This is a genomic window from Pelovirga sp. C15f, from assembly GCF_057178085.1.
The window spans coordinates 162,157-179,265 of the sequence record NZ_JBXUCV010000001.1; the positions used below are offsets into that span (position 1 = coordinate 162,157).

At 52.3% G+C, this 17,109-nt stretch carries 15 protein-coding genes; all 15 read left to right on the plus strand.

The window, feature by feature from the left end; genetic code table 11:
- The first annotated feature begins 20 nt into the window (after positions 1-20).
- The 15 genes from truA (at position 21) to AC1931_RS00855 (ending at position 17,036) form a co-directional block, all read left to right on the plus strand.
- Positions 21-776 (plus strand): tRNA pseudouridine(38-40) synthase TruA, encoded by a 756-nt coding sequence (truA, locus tag AC1931_RS00785; RefSeq protein WP_483875325.1) that lies wholly within the window; start codon positions 21-23, stop codon positions 774-776.
- 109 nt (positions 777-885) lie between these two features.
- Positions 886-1,332: a 50S ribosomal protein L13 gene (rplM, locus tag AC1931_RS00790; protein ID WP_483875326.1), complete on the plus strand. Its 447-nt coding sequence runs from the start codon at positions 886-888 to the stop codon at positions 1,330-1,332.
- A 1-nt stretch (position 1,333) separates the two neighbouring features.
- A complete protein-coding gene (gene rpsI / locus AC1931_RS00795; protein ID WP_191156051.1) occupies positions 1,334-1,726 on the plus strand; it encodes a 30S ribosomal protein S9 in 393 nt (130 codons plus the stop codon).
- Positions 1,727-1,946: 220 nt separating this feature from the next.
- Positions 1,947-2,984: an N-acetyl-gamma-glutamyl-phosphate reductase gene (gene argC / locus AC1931_RS00800; protein ID WP_483875327.1), complete on the plus strand. Its 1,038-nt coding sequence runs from the start codon at positions 1,947-1,949 to the stop codon at positions 2,982-2,984.
- A gap of 114 nt (positions 2,985-3,098) precedes the next feature.
- Entirely contained in the window at positions 3,099-5,216 is a 2,118-nt protein-coding gene (locus AC1931_RS00805) for a serine/threonine protein kinase (RefSeq protein WP_483875328.1), read from the plus strand.
- Entirely contained in the window at positions 5,216-6,553 is a 1,338-nt protein-coding gene (locus AC1931_RS00810) for a L,D-transpeptidase family protein (protein ID WP_483875329.1), read from the plus strand. Before AC1931_RS00805 ends, AC1931_RS00810 begins: the two co-directional genes overlap by 1 nt.
- A 203-nt stretch (positions 6,554-6,756) precedes the next feature.
- Positions 6,757-7,794: a tRNA preQ1(34) S-adenosylmethionine ribosyltransferase-isomerase QueA gene (gene queA / locus AC1931_RS00815; RefSeq protein ID WP_483875330.1), complete on the plus strand. Its 1,038-nt coding sequence runs from the start codon at positions 6,757-6,759 to the stop codon at positions 7,792-7,794.
- Positions 7,795-7,810: 16 nt separating this feature from the next.
- A complete protein-coding gene (gene tgt, locus AC1931_RS00820) occupies positions 7,811-8,932 on the plus strand; it encodes a tRNA guanosine(34) transglycosylase Tgt (protein WP_483875331.1) in 1,122 nt (373 codons plus the stop codon).
- A gap of 67 nt (positions 8,933-8,999) precedes the next feature.
- The gene (gene yajC, locus AC1931_RS00825; RefSeq protein WP_483875332.1) at positions 9,000-9,302 is read left to right on the plus strand and encodes a preprotein translocase subunit YajC; all 303 of its coding nucleotides are present in this window, start codon (positions 9,000-9,002) and stop codon (positions 9,300-9,302) included.
- A 102-nt stretch (positions 9,303-9,404) separates the two neighbouring features.
- The gene (secD, locus tag AC1931_RS00830) at positions 9,405-11,003 is read left to right on the plus strand and encodes a protein translocase subunit SecD (protein ID WP_483875333.1); all 1,599 of its coding nucleotides are present in this window, start codon (positions 9,405-9,407) and stop codon (positions 11,001-11,003) included.
- A gap of 13 nt (positions 11,004-11,016) precedes the next feature.
- Positions 11,017-11,922, plus strand: a complete 906-nt coding sequence (gene secF, locus AC1931_RS00835) for a protein translocase subunit SecF (protein WP_483875334.1) — start codon at positions 11,017-11,019, stop codon at positions 11,920-11,922.
- Between the two features lie 32 nt (positions 11,923-11,954).
- The gene (locus AC1931_RS00840; RefSeq protein ID WP_483875335.1) at positions 11,955-12,542 is read left to right on the plus strand and encodes a tetratricopeptide repeat protein; all 588 of its coding nucleotides are present in this window, start codon (positions 11,955-11,957) and stop codon (positions 12,540-12,542) included.
- 71 nt (positions 12,543-12,613) lie between these two features.
- Positions 12,614-14,341: a single-stranded-DNA-specific exonuclease RecJ gene (gene recJ, locus AC1931_RS00845; RefSeq protein WP_483875336.1), complete on the plus strand. Its 1,728-nt coding sequence runs from the start codon at positions 12,614-12,616 to the stop codon at positions 14,339-14,341.
- Entirely contained in the window at positions 14,341-15,324 is a 984-nt protein-coding gene (gene murB / locus AC1931_RS00850) for a UDP-N-acetylmuramate dehydrogenase (RefSeq protein WP_483875337.1), read from the plus strand. The genes recJ and murB overlap by 1 nt, the downstream gene beginning before the upstream one ends.
- A gap of 680 nt (positions 15,325-16,004) precedes the next feature.
- Positions 16,005-17,036, plus strand: a complete 1,032-nt coding sequence (locus AC1931_RS00855; protein WP_483875338.1) for a hypothetical protein — start codon at positions 16,005-16,007, stop codon at positions 17,034-17,036.
- The last annotated feature ends 73 nt before the right edge of the window (positions 17,037-17,109 follow it).

Genomic DNA, 17,109 nt, shown 5'->3' on the forward strand with positions numbered 1-17,109 from the left:
GTCGAGAGGAACCCGGGCTGATGCCGGAAAGAATCAAGCTTACTGTCGCCTTCGACGGCAGCGCATACGTCGGCTGGCAGCTGCAGCCCAACGGCATATCGATTCAGCAGTGTCTGGAACAGGCATTGTTGCAGCTGACCGGTCACCAGATCCGGGTGCATTCTTCCGGTCGCACCGATGCCGGGGTTCATGCCCGCGGCATGGTTTGTCACCTTGATAGCGAACGGATGCTGCCGCTGTCTGCCTGGCGCGATGGATTGAATCGGTTCCTGCCGGAAGATATAGCTGTACGCGCGGCAGAAAAAGTGGCTGCTGATTTTCATGCACGCTATTGTGCCACCGGCAAACATTACCGCTATACCCTGTTGCGTGACCCTGTCCGCTCCCCACTGGAGCGGCGCACCAGCTGGCGGGTCAAGGCTCCTCTTGATCTCGATGTGATGAAGCTGGCCTGCGCAACCTTGACGGGAGTCCATGATTTCGCGGCGTTTCGCAGCGCCGGTTGCACCTCCGCGGTAACCCGAAAAGAAATTTACTCCGTCAACCTGGGCATTGCTGATCCGCTGATTTTCATTGACGTTCATGGCAGCGGTTTTTTACGCCACATGGTGCGGATGATGGTGGGTACTTTGGTTGAAGTCGGACGTGGTCGCCGCACCCTTGAAACCCTGAAGTTGATGCTGGTGGATCCTGCCGGCGCACCTGCGGCGATTACCGCCCCGCCCCAGGGATTGTGCCTGATGTCCGTCGATTATGGTGCTTGTGAGCCGGTTTGACAAAGTCTAGGCGAAAATTACCTTGACAGGGGTGTTTTACTCGGATAAATTTACCGCTTTGTGAGCCCAACAACCCTTTTAATAAGTCAGATGTTCAGAGAGGAACGCGATGAGTACTGCAATCGCTAAAGAGCAGGATATCAATAGAGCCTGGTATGTCGTTGATCTGGAAGATGTTGTTCTGGGTCGCGCTGCTACAGAAATTGCCCGTATATTGCGCGGCAAGCACAAGCCGATCTATACGCCCAGTGTTGATACCGGTGATTTTGTCATTGTGCTGAACGCCGACAAGATCAAGTTGACCGGGAATAAGCTGGCCGATAAGAAGTATTATCGTCATACCGGTTATCCGGGAGGAATCAGAGAAATCAATGCCGAAAAACTGCTTGCCAAAAAGCCGGAGATGCTGGTTCAGGCCGCGGTAAAAGGAATGTTGCCGAAAAATCCGCTGGGACGCAAGATGTTCACCAAGATGAAGGTCTATTCCGGCAGCGAACATCCTCACATGGCGCAGCAACCCAAAGAATTGAAGATCGCATCAAGGGAGAATAGCTAACATGGCAGAGCAGAAGTATTATGCAACCGGCAAAAGAAAAACCTCTATTGCCCGTGTCTGGTTGACTCCAGGCAGCGGTGTTATTACTGTCAACAAGCGTCCTCTGGATGTTTTTTTCGGGCGCGAAACATCCAAAATGGTAATTCGTCAACCGTTGGAGCTGACAGATAATCTCGGTAAATTTGATGTTTCTGTGAATGTTGTCGGTGGCGGCATTTCCGGTCAGGCTGGTGCCATCAAGCATGGTATTACCAAGGCATTGCTTGAGGTTGACCCTGCGTTGCGTGGGCTTTTGAAAAAAGCCGGTTTTATCACCCGCGACAGTCGCATCAAGGAACGGAAAAAATACGGCCGTGCTGCCGCTCGCCGGAGCTTCCAGTTCTCCAAGCGTTAATTACGTTTTTTGCTTTTATTTTTATTACCAACAAAAAGGGAAGCCCGCTTATGGGTTTCCCTTTTTTTCTGAAGCTGGCAGTTTGTCCCCATGTTGGCGTAAGATGGGCTATATTTAAGCAGCTCGGGTTGTCTGTACGTTAGCTGAACAAGGACCCAACAGATATGCCATGCTTGATCTGTCATGATGTTTCTCCCTTCCCCTGTCGATGGAGTGTGACATGGTAAAAGTTGCTGTTGCCGGTGCCAGCGGATATACCGGGGTTGAGTTGCTGCGGTTGCTGGTCGGCCATCCCCATGTTGAAATCTGTGCGATTACCTCGCGCCAGCACGAAGGGGTGCCCGTCAATAAAGTTTTTCCTTCACTGAACGGTTTTTGTGACCTGGTGTGCGAGGGTCTGGATGTTGCTACCATTGCGGAAAAGGTTGATCTGGTTTTCACCGCCCTGCCACATAAATCAGCAATGGATGTCGTGCCCGGGTTCCTGGCTGCTGGCTGTCGGGTTGTAGATCTGTCTGCCGACTACCGCCTTAACGATCAAGCCACCTATGAACACTGGTATCAGTCCCATAACAGCCCGGAACTTTTGTCAGAGGCGGTTTATGGTCTGCCTGAGCGCTACCGGGAGCGGATAAAAAAGGCTCGGATTGTCGCTAACCCAGGTTGCTATCCAACCAGCGTTATTCTTGCCCTGACACCACTGCTTGAACAGCAACTGGTTGATACCCGCAGTCTGATCATCGACAGCAAGTCCGGCACCAGCGGCGCCGGCCGCAGTCTTAAGGAGGGGTCGTTGTTTTGCGAGGTTAATGAGGGCTTCAAGGCTTACGCTGTCGGTAGCCACCGTCACACCCCGGAGATTGAGCAGGAGTTGAGTCAGTTGACCGGGTTTGCGGTGTGCATCAACTTTACTCCGCACCTGTTGCCGGTTAACCGCGGCATTCTGTCGACCTGTTATGCGTCGTTGCTCGAGACTCGGTCGACGGCTGAACTGCTGGCTTTTTATCAGCAGCGGTATAGCGATGAACCCTTTGTCCGGGTTCTGCCGGAAGGTGAATTGCCTAATATTGCCCATGTTCGCGGCACCAACTTTTGTGATATCGGCCTGGTTGCTGATTCACGCACCGGTCGGGTGATTGTGGTTTCCGTCATTGATAATCTGGTCAAGGGGGCCGCGGGACAGGCGCTGCATAATATGAATCTGATGTATGGATTCAGCGAGACACAAGGATTGGGAATCGTTCCGGTTTTCCCGTGAGTTGCGACTTGTTTTTGTTGTTTATGATATTTTCTGGTATTGGTCTCGCTCAGGGTCGGTGATCCTGTGACCAGGGTGAGGCGCAAGAGTTACGCTTTTTGAGCAGGTGATGTCATGTTGGATCAAGGACAAATCATTGCTGATTGCACGGTGATCCGTCAACTGGCACAGTTTGATTCGCATCTTGAGTATCTGGTGACGACCGGATCGGGTGAAGAAAAGCTGATACAGTTCATCGCTTCGCCGGACTGGAGTCGTGCGCAGCGTCAGGCCTTTTATGATCAGATCAAAGCCCTGTGTGCGTTAAAGATTCCTGCCGTAGGCGTACCGATCCGGATCATCGAACAGGAAGGAGAGCTTTTTTGCCTGTACCCGCTCCCGCCCGGTGAGCCACTGCAGAAGACCTTGATCGATAAACGTTCGGTACGATCATCACTGGAGCTGATCCACGCACTCTCCAAGCTCCTCGAACCAGCTCACCAGCAGCAGCTATATCATGGTGCCCTGTCGCCCTATAGCCTTTATCTTGACAAAGGTAAACCCTACCTAGCTGATTTTTCTCTGGCTTCTCTGGTGGCTTTTGATTATCGCACGGCGGTTGAAACAGAGTATGCCAGTCCGGAACAGATACGTGGTGAGGCTCCCGGAACGGCCGCAGACATTTACAGCATCGGCTGTCTATTTTATGCATTGATGATGGGACACCCGCCTTTTTTGGGGAATGATGCATTTACGGTCGGGATGCAGCATCTTAATGACAGTTTTCCGGAGTTACCTGAACCCCTTTACTTTTGCGCCGAATTGTTAATGGGGATGACGGCAAAGTCGTCTGCAGAGCGCCTGTCTCTTGCCCAGGTCAGGGCACAATGTGAGGTATTGCTGAGTCTTGAGATTGTGGATCAGACTCCCAGCCGTGTTGATATCCCTGCCTCTGCGTCTGATGAAGAAGTCAGGATCCAGCAAGATGCGATGGCGATGGTGGCCCGCATTGAGGATCAGTTGCGTGATATAGAAGCTGATACGACCGAGTCCGGAACGACACAACATCAGGCGGATGAGGAGCTTTCACTTTCTTTATCAGCGGCGCCGACATCGAAAGTCTCGTCACCGCGCCGGTTTTTTACCTTGCTTATCGGCGTGGTTGTCGGTTTTTGCCTGGGCGCGCTGTTTTTTGATTATTTTCTGGCTCGTCCCGCTGACGCGCCGTCTCCAACTGTGTTTACTGTTGAAACAGTGGCCCCCGATTATACGAATAGTACCCGATTGTGGCTTGAGGGGGATCCGGAAGGGGCCGGGCGTGAGCTGAACCGGCTGCTGGAAAATTTTCCTGATCATCCCCAGATCCATAATAACCTGGCAGCTGTCGCTGCTGTTCGTGGTGACATCGAAACCGCTCGCGAGTGGCTGGAACAGGCGATTATCCTCGATGCCCAAACGGCAACTATTTATCGCAATCTGGGATCGGTCTATGCTGAGATAGCACGGGACTCTTATGGACGTGCTCTGCAGTTTGAATATGAGCAGACGCCACTACAGTTGGATTTCTTCACTAACCAGGGGGTTGTTTCTTTGCCTTCAGGGACCGACACCGTGATCGCCCGGGTGACACCAGCCGCTGATGAAGGCACTGCCATGCCAGAGGAGGGCAAGCCTTCTGTGCTCCTGCCTGCGGAGCCCCGGCCTGGTGAATCCACGGAAATTACTCCAACCACCGCAGACGTTCCTGCTGGCGATGATAACGTCGGCATGGATAAGGAAAATCCCTCGGCTATCTTAAGTCAGGAGGCCGAAGGTGATGCCGTTGCTGTTACTGAACCACAACCGGGGCCGGTCGGCGAGCAAGTCGTTCCTGCGGTTGCCGTTAGTCCTGCAGCCGCTGTTGCGCCGGAAGCTCCTGCCGAAGTTCTGGAGCGCTGGGCTGCCGCCTGGTCAGCGCAGGATATCGAGGGGTATCTTGCCTTTTACAGTAACGAGTTTGAACCCGCCGGTGGCCTTGATTATGACGAATGGATCAGGCAACGGCGTCAGCGCCTGCAGCAGCCCGAGGAAATTCTGGTGACGCTCGGAACGATTGAGTTGCGTCGTGAAACTGAGGGGTTTGTCCAACTCGAGGTGATTCAGGACTATCAAAGTGAACGTTATTCTGACCGTACCCGCAAGCTGTTCGATCTCCGGCGCCAGGATGGCCTTTGGATGATTGAGCGTGAGCGTGCTCTGGAGCTGATGTATTGATGATCAGAATCACTGTTACCGCTCTGTTTCTTGTCCTGCTGATTGCTGCCACCGTGGTTCGGGTCGTTGCCCTGTGGCCGCAACCTCTTTCGGATGTTACGCAGCCGGAACGCCAACCTGATCTTGTTCTTGCCAGGGCCGAGTCACTTTCAGTTCAGCCGCCATCAGGATTTTTTGAGCATCTGCAGGGGCGTTTTAATGACACAAATAGTCACTATGAAACACTCCTGCTGCAAGGTCTGTTGTTGTTTCAACGCGGCAACATCGACCAGTCGATCACCCAGATCGAGCTGTTGACCCGGCTGGCACCACGTTTTGAACTTGCCCATCTGGTACTTGGTGACCTGTTGCTGGCACGTTTCACCCCGCTACAAACCATCGGCGGTGCTGTGCCGGAAGTTGAGGGCCGGCACTATCATCAGCGTCTGGATGAATTGCGCAGTGAGGCGCGGGCTCGCCTGCATGGCTATTTATCGCGTCTGAATGATCATCAGAGTCCTCGTGCATTGATTGCCCTGGGAGAAAAAACCCCCTATGCCCTGGTGATTGACAAAAGTAAAAACCGCCTCTATGTGTTTCGCAATCAGGGCGACGGTCTGCCGCCAAAGCTTGTTGATGATTTCTATATTGTTCTCGGGCAACAGCTAGGTGACAAAATGGTCGAGGGAGATCTTAAGACCCCAACCGGAACCTATTTCGTTACCAGCTATATTGACTCTGAAAATCTTCCACCCCTGTACGGTAGCGGTGCTTTTCCCATTAATTATCCTAACGAATACGACCGTCGCCGCAATAAAAGCGGTTTCGGTATCTGGTTGCACGGAACCGACCGTTCGCTATTCAGTCGCCCCCCACTGGATAGTGAAGGCTGTGTCGTGTTGACCAACGAAGAGTTTGAACATATTCGTGCCTATGTTGAGACTGGCCGGACCCCGGTTATCATCACTGAAGGACTTGAGTGGCTGCCTCATGGCGACTGGCAGAGACAGAAACGGGACGTTATAGGTTTTATCGAAGAGTGGCGACAACAGTGGGAAGAGGGTGATCTGCAAGCGTATCTAGACATGTATGCAGAAGATTTCTGGTCAGCCCAGCACGATTATCGTAGCTGGAGCCATTATAAGCAGCAGGTGTTTTCATCCAAAACCTATCAGCAGATTGCCGTGAGTGATCTGTCACTGTATGAATATCCACGCAAAGGTAATGAACCGGCAATGATTGTTGCCAATTTTATTCAGCACTATCGATCCAATAATTTCAACGGCGATATGCGTAAGCGCCTGTACCTGGTAAAACAGCATAATCAGTGGCGTGTATTGTATGAAGGCGGACAATAACGCAAAGCGATAGAGGTAGGACCGATAGCTTCCCCTGCCTGTGGTTTGACCGCTACATATGAAAAACGGTTTTTGCTTTATTTCGTTACAGCTACGGCAAAAATTCATCTGTCAGATGCCCGGCCTGTTCCGCGAAAGCGATTGACAACAGGGGTCAACTATGATTTTCTTAGCCGCTATTTGAACAATTCTGGATTGGTTTGATGTGGTTATCTGATTTTGATTTTACCCTGCCGGAGGAGTTGATCGCTCAGGCACCCGCTGCCCGCCGCGACGCTTCCCGGTTGTTATCTGTAGAGCGTCAGACAGGTGCCGTTGCCTCTCGACAGTTTGCCGATATAGTTGATAGCTTTTCCCCCGGAGATGTACTGGTTATCAATGATACCCAGGTTATCCCGGCGCGTTTGTTTGCTAACAAGACCAGTGGTGGTCAGGTTGAGGTGCTGCTGGTGCGGCAGTGCCCGGAATCTACCGGGGAGATAGACTGGTTGTGCATGACCAGGAGCTCCAAGCCCCTGGCAGTTGGTACGCGACTGATCTTTGATGAGCGTCTGTCAGCCGAGGTGTTGCAGGCCGGAGATGACTACCTGCGTCACATCCGTTTTGATTGTCAGGGGGATTTCTGGCAAATCATTGACGAGATTGGGCATCTACCCCTGCCTCCTTACATCAAACGTGCTGATACGTTGGCTGACCGTTCTCGCTATCAGACTGTTTTCGCGCGGGCAAGAGGCGCAGTGGCAGCCCCCACAGCTGGACTGCACTTTACCGCGGAAATTCTCGAGCAGATACGTGCCAAAGGCGTAGAAATCTGTGTTCTGACCTTGCACGTCGGCCCTGGCACTTTTTTGCCGGTCAGGGTTGAGGACATCCGCCAACACAAGATGCACGCGGAATACTATTCCATCCCAGCTGCTACTGCACAGACCATTAATCAGGCGCGTGCACATGGCGGGCGGATTTTTGCGGTAGGTACGACCGTTACCAGGGCACTTGAAACCGCAGCCGGTGAAGACGGGTTGCTCAAAGCCGGAGATGGTGACAGTGAGATTTTTATTGTTCCCGGTTACCGATTCAAGATTGTTGATGCCTTGATCACCAATTTTCATCTGCCCAAATCAACGCTGTTGATGCTGGTAAGTGCTTTTGCCGGCCGTGAACTGATGTTGCGCGCCTATGACCGGGCTGTTAGTGAAAAGTACCGTTTTTTCAGTTACGGTGATTGCATGTTGATCTTATGATAGTGTCGATAGCAAGATGAAGGTAGATTTTGGCTTTGACCTGCTGGCGCAGGATCAGGCAACCCAGGCCCGGCGCGGACGTATTCAGACTGTGCGTGGCGCCATCGAAACACCGATCTTTATGCCCGTTGGCACCCTGGGAACGGTTAAGGGGATGTTGCCGGAAGTGCTCAAAGAGATAGGCGCGCAGGTTATACTGGCCAACACCTATCATCTTTACTTGCGTCCCGGCCATCGTCTGGTGGAACAACTCGGGGGTTTGCACCGTTTTATGAACTGGGATCGGCCGATCCTCACGGATAGCGGTGGTTTTCAGGTTTTCAGCCTCGGAGAGCTACGCAAAATCACCGAGGAGGGTGCTCAGTTTCAGTCACATCTGGATGGCAGTCGCCACCAGTTGACGCCGGAACTGTCGATGGAGATTCAACTGGCACTGGGTTCCGACATCATCATGGTGTTTGATGAATGTATCCCTCATCCGGCTGAACACTCTTATGTTCTGGCTTCTACCGAACGTTCGGCGCGCTGGGCGAAACGTTGCCGTGACGTGATTCCTCCAGGCTCCGGGGCAGCACTTTTCGGCATTGTTCAGGGTGGGATGGATCTGCAGTTGCGGCAGCGCAGCGTTGCACAACTGCTCGATATCGGTTTTGAAGGCTATGCATTAGGTGGGCTGTCGGTCGGCGAAGAGACCTCCTTGATGTATGACATGATGGAATACACCCTGCCTCTGCTGCCGGCCGGCGTACCGCGCTACGTGATGGGTGTTGGTACCCCGGAAAATCTGATCGAAGGGGTGGCGCGTGGCTGTGATATGTTCGATTGTGTCATGCCGACCCGTAACGGACGTAACGGGGTTCTTTTTACCCGCTTTGGCAAAGTGGTCATCAAGCAGGCGCGGTACCGTGACGATGCCGGGCCGATTGACCCTGATTGTCGCTGCTATGTCTGTCAGAACTACAGTCGTGCGTATTTAAGTCATCTGTACCGCTGTAACGAGGTGCTTGCGGCAGTGCTTAACACGCACCACAATCTTCATTATTATCTGCAGTTGATGAGCGAAATACGGGATGCCATCGCTGCCGGATGTTTTGCCGATTACCGACGTTCATTTTATGCCCGGCGGGATCTATCCTAACGCCAGATCCCGTATCCCTTTTTTTAAGGAAGAAATCTTTCTACTCAACAAAAGCAAGGAGAACAACATGACATCAAATGCATACGCAATGGCCGAAGGCGCCGCTCAGCAAGGCAACCCATACTCCGGCATCATTATGCTGGTCGCTATGTTTGCCATCTTTTATTTTCTGCTCATCCGTCCGCAGCAGAAGCGCGCCAAGCAGCACCGTGAACTGATTTCCAACTTGAAATCTGGAGAATCTGTGGTCACGGCCGGCGGCATCCATGGCAAGATTACTGCCGTTGAAGATGCAGTCGTTACCCTTGAGATTGCCAACGGCGTTAAAATTAAATTGAACCGTGGGTCTATTACCGAGGTACGCCAGTAACTCGTGCGCTTTTAAAAAAAAGAGTTGCGCCTCCATTTGCGATTCAGATGGATGAAATAGTGAGTATTTAAGTTGTAATTACTCAAGGGAGATACGACACAGATGTCTAATAGTCTTAATACACGAGGCCTGGTGATTATATTCTGCCTGCTTCTGTCACTGTTTGCACTTGTCCCAACACTGTTGCGCGGCGATGTGCCGTCATGGTGGCCGGAAACTTTCGGGCCGATACAGCTGGGATTGGATCTGCAGGGGGGGATGCATCTGGTGCTTGGTGTCGATGTTGACAAGGCCGTTGAAAGCCGCGTTGATACGATCATCGACCAGACCGATATCCGTTTGAAAGAAGAAGATATCATCTACAAACGGATAGAGCGCAGACAGGGGGATCGGCTGGTTGTCCAGGTCTACGATGAAGATGAAGGACGCAAGGTTGAGACTCTGATGATGAGCGAGTTTCCGGCACTGGAACCTGCTACCATCACCGGCGCTGGTGGATACATCGAAAAGCATTTTCGCTTGAGTGATGAAGAAATTGAAAGTATCAAGGATTATGCGGTTCGCCAGGCCCTGGAAACCATGCGTAACCGGGTTGACCAATTTGGCGTCAGCGAGCCGACGTTGCAGCGTCAGACCGGAAACCGGATTCTTATCCAGTTGCCGGGGGTCGCCGAACCTGACCGCGCGATTTCCCTGTTGGGTAAAACCGCGCGCCTTGAATTCAAAATGGTCGATGAAACAGCCAATATCCAGGATGCTGTGGCTGGTCGAGTGCCGGAAGGCGGGCAACTGCTGTATGAGCGCAGCACCAACCGGGCTACCGGGGTAGAGACGGAAATCCCCCTGGTGGTGTCGAAGCAGACGGTTCTCACCGGCGATCTGCTGGCTGACGCCAATGTGCGGATTGACTCACGTTTTAATGAGCCCTATGTGTCGATCGATTTTAACGCCGTCGGCGCACGTCGCTTCGATCAGATCACCGCTGCCAACGTTGGCCGTCGCATGGCCATTGTGCTTGACGATACGGTCTATTCGGCGCCGGTGATCCGTGAGCGGATTTCCGGCGGCAGCGCCCAGATTTCCGGTTCTTTTACCTCCCAGCAGGCGACCGATCTGGCCATCGTCCTGCGTGCAGGATCGCTGCCGGCACCGGTTGAAATTCTTGAAAATCGTACCGTCGGGCCTTCTTTGGGACAGGATTCCATCGATAGCGGAATCAAATCGATCTGGGTTGGCGCACTGCTGGTGCTGGTGGTGGTCATCGTCTATTATCAGCTGTCCGGTTTGATCGCTATCAGCGCTCTGGTAATGAACCTGTTTTTTATCGCCGCCCTGTTGTCCATGTTCGGCGCAACCCTGACGCTGCCTGGATTGGCCGGCATTGTCCTGACTGTAGGTATGGCGGTAGATGCCAATGTGCTGATCTTTGAGCGTATCCGCGAGGAGTTGGCGCTGGGGAGAGCTCCCAAACTGGCCGTTGAATCAGGCTACAGCAAAGCTTTTTCAACCATTATCGACGCCAACCTGACGACCCTGCTGGCCGCCCTGGTACTCTTCCAGTTTGGTACCGGTCCGGTGCGTGGATTTGCCGTTACTCTCTCGATCGGGATTATCGCTTCGTTGTTCACGGCGATTTTTGTTTCCCGTTTCATCTTTGATTTTTACTTGAAAAACCGCAACATCAAGCGGTTGAGTATATAAGGAGAAAGACGGCATGCAACTCATTAAGCCGGACATCAATATCGATTTTATCGGCAAACGCAAGTTGGCATTAATTATCTCACTGGTGCTTATCCTGGCCGGTTTTGCATCCCTAATTCGCCACGGCGGTCCCCATTACGGGATCGATTTTGCCGGTGGTACCCTGGTTCAGGTGCAGTTCGAGCGCCCGACCGATGCAGCAGAAATCAACGATGCTCTCGGCAGTGTTGATCTGGGCGATCCGGTTGTTCAACGCTTTGGTGAAGGCAGCAATGAATTTCTTGTTCGTGTTGAGCGGTCAAGCGGTGAATTGCAGGGAATTTCAGTATTGATTACGGAAACCCTCGAACAATCATACGGTGCCGGACAGGTGGAGGTGCGCCGGGTGGAGATGGTTGGTCCTCAGGTTGGCAAGGATCTACGTAACAAGGGAATGTGGGCTATCTTCTATGCCATGATCGGTATTCTGGCGTACATCTCCTGGCGCTTTGAATTTCGTTTTGCGGTTGGTGCCATAGTTGCGTTGCTGCATGATGTGGTGATTACCCTGGGCATGTTCAGTATCTTCGCCAAGGAGATCGATCTGCCCATTATTGCTGCATTCCTGGCGATTATCGGTTATTCCCTGAACGACACGATCATTGTCTATGACCGTATTCGTGAGAATCTCGGTAAACACAACAAGGAAAGCTTCACCTTTATCCTCAATCGCAGTATCAATGAAACCCTTTCCCGTACCATTATCACGTCAGGAACAACCCTGTTGGTGGTCCTGTCGTTGTTTGTCCTGGGTGGCGGGGTTATTCATAACTTTGCCTTCGCCATGCTTGTCGGTATTTTGGTAGGTACTTACTCCTCCATCTTTGTCGCCAGCCCGTTGCTGCTGTTGTGGCAGAAAAAAGCGGCTAAGCGGGCCTGATTTTTGCGCAGTCACTAGCAAGTGGAGCAGCAATGAAGAAAGAAACCATTGTTTTTATCGTTATAGCGTTGATTATTGGAGTATTTGGCGGGGTAATCTATTCGAACTGGCAACGTGACACGTCACAACCTGCAGCCGCCGGCGGAGCACCTCCCTCTGCAGCGGGGGTTCCAGTGGTGAATTATCAGCAGCAGATTACCACCCTTGAAGGAATTGTTGCGCGTGATCCTGAAAACCGCAACGCCTGGGTGCAGCTTGGAAACAATTATTTCGGGGCAGATCAGCCGATTAAAGCCATAGAGGCTTATGATAAGGCCCTTGGACTTGGCCCTGATGACCCTAATGTGTTAACCGATCAGGGTACCATGTTTCGTCGCGTCGGTTGGTATGATCGCGCCGTCAGTAATTTTCAGCGCGCCGCCGAGCTTGATCCAAATCATGTGCAAAGCCGCTATAACCTGGGAGTGGTTTACCGCTATGATCTGCAGGATTTCCCCAAAGCGATCGCGGCATGGGAGAGTTTTCTAGAGTTGAATCCCGGTGGTAATGTTGAACAGATTCGCACGGAAGTCGATTTCATGAAGAATCATCCGCCGATGCCTGAGGCGCCGCGTTCCTAGATTCCCTCCAGCTTTGTAAAGTCCCCGATCCGTTGTGCGCGGAGCGGGGACTAACTTTTCTAAGGTTCGTTATGCAGCCTGTCCGCCAACGCCGTTGGATATCACGGGCCACTCCCCCCGATCCACTGATGGTGCAGCCATTGGCTGAGTCGTTACAGGTCAGCACCCTGCTCGCAACTATCCTCTGTCAGCGCGGTTATGTCACCGCTGCTGAGGCACACCTGTTTTTGCACCCGGTGCTGGCAGCGCTGCCAGATCCCGAGCTGTTGCCGGACCTCGACAAGGCCTCTCGACGCCTGGAGATTGCCCTTAAATCCGGTGAAAAAATCAGTATACATGGCGATTACGATGTCGATGGCATCAGCGGTTGTGCGTTGCTGGTGGAAGTGCTTCGCGCTTTTGGCGGCCAGGTCGATTATCATATCCCCTTACGTTTAAAGGATGGCTATGGTTTATCTGCCGATGCCATTCGTCAGATCGCCAGGGACGGCTGTCGACTGATGGTATCCGTCGATTGCGGTATCAGTGCCCACAACGAAGCGCTGCTGGCTCAGGATCTGGGAATTGACCTGATTATTACCGATCACCATCAACCGGGCGATACCCTGCCGCCGGCGATTGCTGTGGTTAATCCGCAATTACCGGCAAATCGTTATCCTTATATCCAACTGGCCGGCGTTGGGGTCGCTTTTATGCTGCTGATCGCTCTGCGCAAACGTTTGCGCGCCGGCGGTTATTTTGATAATCAAGCCGAACCTGATCTGCGCCATTCTCTTGACCTGGTAGCGCTGGGGACAATTGCCGATATCGCGCCCTTGACCGGAGTCAATCGCATTCTGGTCAGAACCGGGTTGCGGTTGCTTGAACAGGGAGAGCGTCGCGGCGTTGCTGCTTTAAAAGAGGTTTCCGGCGTTACGACAGTCACCAGCGGAAGTGTCGGCTTTCAGTTGGCTCCACGGCTTAATGCGGCAGGGCGTCTGGAAGATGCTGCCCTTGGAGTGAAATTACTGCTCGGCGAGGCGGGCACAGATGCTCAAACCGTAGCGCATCAGCTGGATCAATTCAACCGGGAGCGCCAGGCCCTTGAAAAGAAGGTGCTGGCAGATGCCATTGTCCGTGTCGAAGCCGATCCGCAGGATCGTCGATCCATTGTGCTGGCCGACAGCGACTGGCATTCGGGAGTGATCGGGATTGTCGCCAGCCGTCTGGTGGAACGCTACCACCGTCCGACCTTTCTGATTGCGCTGGAAAACGGGGTGGGGAAGGGCTCTGGCCGCTCCATCAAGGGTTTTGATCTCTACCGGGCGCTTAAAGGCTGTGGTGACTTGCTGGAGGGCTTTGGCGGACATACCATGGCGGCTGGCTTGACCATCGCGGAACAGCAGGTTGCGGATTTTTCCCAGCGTTTTGAGCAGGTGGCACAGGCACAGTTGACGGATGAAACCTGTACTCCCTCCATTGACTATGATGGAGAATACCGCCTTGATCAGTGGAGCGTTGCTGCGGTCGCGGAACTTAAAGCGTTGGAGCCCTTTGGGGTTGGTAACCCGCAACCGCTTTTTTTAAGCTGTCGCTGTACTGTAAAAAATTGCACCCTGGTTGCCGAAAAACACCTCAAGTTTGACGTTGAACAACAAGGGTTCAGAGTGAGCGCCATTGCTTTTGGTTGTGGTGAGCGTTTAGCTGAATGTGCCGGAGAACTGGATATTCTCTATCGGCCACAACTGAATGAGTGGCGGGGCAATACCAAGGTCCAATTACAGGTTGTTGATTTTTGTCGGGCCGGAGGTCAGGGATAATGTCACCACACCAGGCCGTTAGATTTCAGGAACTGCTGGCAGCAGGTGCCGGGCAGGTCGCTGTTGACGAGCCACTGTCACGTCATAACAGCTGGCAGATCGGTGGGCTGGCGGATCTGTTTGTCGAGCCGGAAAATTCGAATCAGGTGGTAGCCGTCATCCGCTTTGTGCGGGAACACCACCTGCCGTTGGTGGTGATCGGGCAGGGGACGAATCTGTTGTTTGATGATGTCGGTGTTCGTGGAGTGGTGATGAAAATCGGCGCGCACATGGATCACATTGATATTGCCGGAACGCGTATTGTCGCCGGTGGAGGGGCCTGGGTGCCGCAGCTGGCACGCCTTGCCATGCGGGCCGGACTGAGCGGGCTTGAACATTGTATCGGCATTCCGGGAACCCTGGGGGGGCTGGTCCTGATGAACGGCGGCAGCCACCGGCGTGGCATCGGTGAACATATCGTCCGGGTCACTGTCGTTGACCGGGACGCGAGCATCCATCAGTTAAGTGCGGCTGAATGTCAGTTTGATTATCGTCACAGCGCCCTGCAGAAGCGAGGCGCGGTAGTTGTTGAGGTTGAACTGGAATGCCCTGCGGGACATCTTGCGGATATCCGCCGGGAGATGCTGGTTGACCTGCGCGAACGCCGGCGCAAGTTTCCGCGCAAACTGCCCAACTGCGGTTCGGTATTTTTAAGCACCAGTGCCATGCATGCCAGTGTCGGGCCGCCGGGGAAGATCATTGAAGAGGCGGGTCTGAAAGGGTTGCGTTGCGGTGCTGCCGAGGTGTCGCGACAACATGCCAACTTCATTGTCAACCAGGGTGGAGCTTCCTCGGCCGATGTGCTCAGGCTGATCTCCCGGATTCGTGCAGAAATCCGTGAGCAGATCGGCTTTGATCTATGTTGTGAAGTGCGTTATGTCAGTCCGAGCGGGGAGATCTGTCCGGCAGATCAGGTGGCGGATCGAATGTTCTCCGAACGCTAGGGGCGACGCATCCGCCGCCTGATTGTTTGAGATCAACACCAACACCAAGGTCGCGGGATCGTGGTCCCGCACGCCGCCATACTTTTGGCAAACGCTCAAAAGAGCTTTCCTCTGGCGTGGGGCGACTTGTGGTGCGCACAGGGCGGTGTCTTTCTCATCGACAGATGAAAGTGGCAGGTCACTGCCTTTTTTCACGAAAGGCAAAAAGCGCCCCCTCTCGCTACCGCTCGCCAGGAGATTTGGCTTGTTGACTCGGTGATAAAGGCCCGGAACGTAGTACCGTGACGGTTATTTTTACTTCACCGGATAAATCGTCGCTGTGTCACAACGGGGAGGAAGGTCAACGGCAGCAAGAATTGACATCCTCTGACTGATAAGGTATCAAATCATAGTTGCATTTTCAGGGGGGCTGAGGATGAGGATAACATCACACTGAAGATCAAACGCTACCGTGTCGGCAGTATGCCGGTCGGTGGCGTTTTTTGTTTCAGGCATTGGTGATTTGTGAGAGGGCCCGACCTGCGGTCGGAGTGAACGTGGTGGCCTGTGAGCCGTTCGGCTAGTCCGTCCGCAGGCGGACGAACCAGCCTTTGGAGACCGATGCCCTTCGGGCACGGCTCCAAGGCCACTCCGTTATGATTCTATAAATCATAAATACCGATGATCTTTTGTGGGGAAAAATGAAATTATCAAAGAAAAAACTTGAATTAGCCGTAGCGGAAGAAATCATTTCTCAAAAGCAGGCTGACAACCTTTTCAATTTTTTCAAATCACTTCCTGCCTCTGGACCAAGTTTCGATTTTACTCATGTCCTTTATTACATGGGCGGGTTGATTGCAATTGGTGCAATGACCCTATTTATGAATCTAGGTTGGGAAAAATTTGGAGGTTGGGGGATTTTCTTCATCTCTCTTCTTTACGCAGGGGTTGGCATAAAACTCACTGAAAACTTCAAGAAAAAAGGGCACATAATACCGGCAGGCATTTGTGCAACCTTCCTGGTGGCACTGACGCCATTAGCGATATATGGTCTACAACAAGCAATGGGTTGGTGGCCTGATGATTCTACTTATCGTGAGTATCATCGATACATAAAATGGCACTGGATCTTTTTAGAATTTGGAACTTTGGCTGTTGGGGTTACCATTGCCTGGGTTTACCGGTATCCATTTCTACTAATGCCTATAGCAGTGACACTTTGGTATATGTCCATGGATATTGCTGTAATGTTAGTGGGTGACAGGCCAGACTTTGAATTCCGTGCACTAGTTTCAATGTATTTCGGTCTAGCAATGACTCTTTTAGCCTTTTGGGTAGATATCCGGTCATCAAAATCAGGTGATTATGCTTTTTGGCTCTATTTATTTGGAGTCATGACTTTTTGGGGGGGAATGACATCCCAGCATTCTGACTCTGAACTTTCAAAATTTATATTTTTTTGCATAAATCTGATGCTTGTCGGAGTTGGAGTGGCAATTGTTCGCAGGGTTTTCGTTGTTTTCGGCGCTATTGGTTGCTCAGTTTATTTAGGTCACCTCGCCGATGAGGTATTTAAGGACAGTTGGTTATTTCCGATCGCCTTAACGGCCATTGGTTTATCAATAATTTACCTTGGTATATTTTGGCAAAAAAACGAAAAAAGAATAAATAAAAAAGTTAGAAGCTATCTTCCTCTACCCTTACGAGAGTTACTGGAAAGTAGATCTGTTTAAAAAGGCATAACAACTTAATTGCTTTAGGCTTTTACTCAACCGGACAGCAATCGCGAAGTGTCTTCTCCAAAAA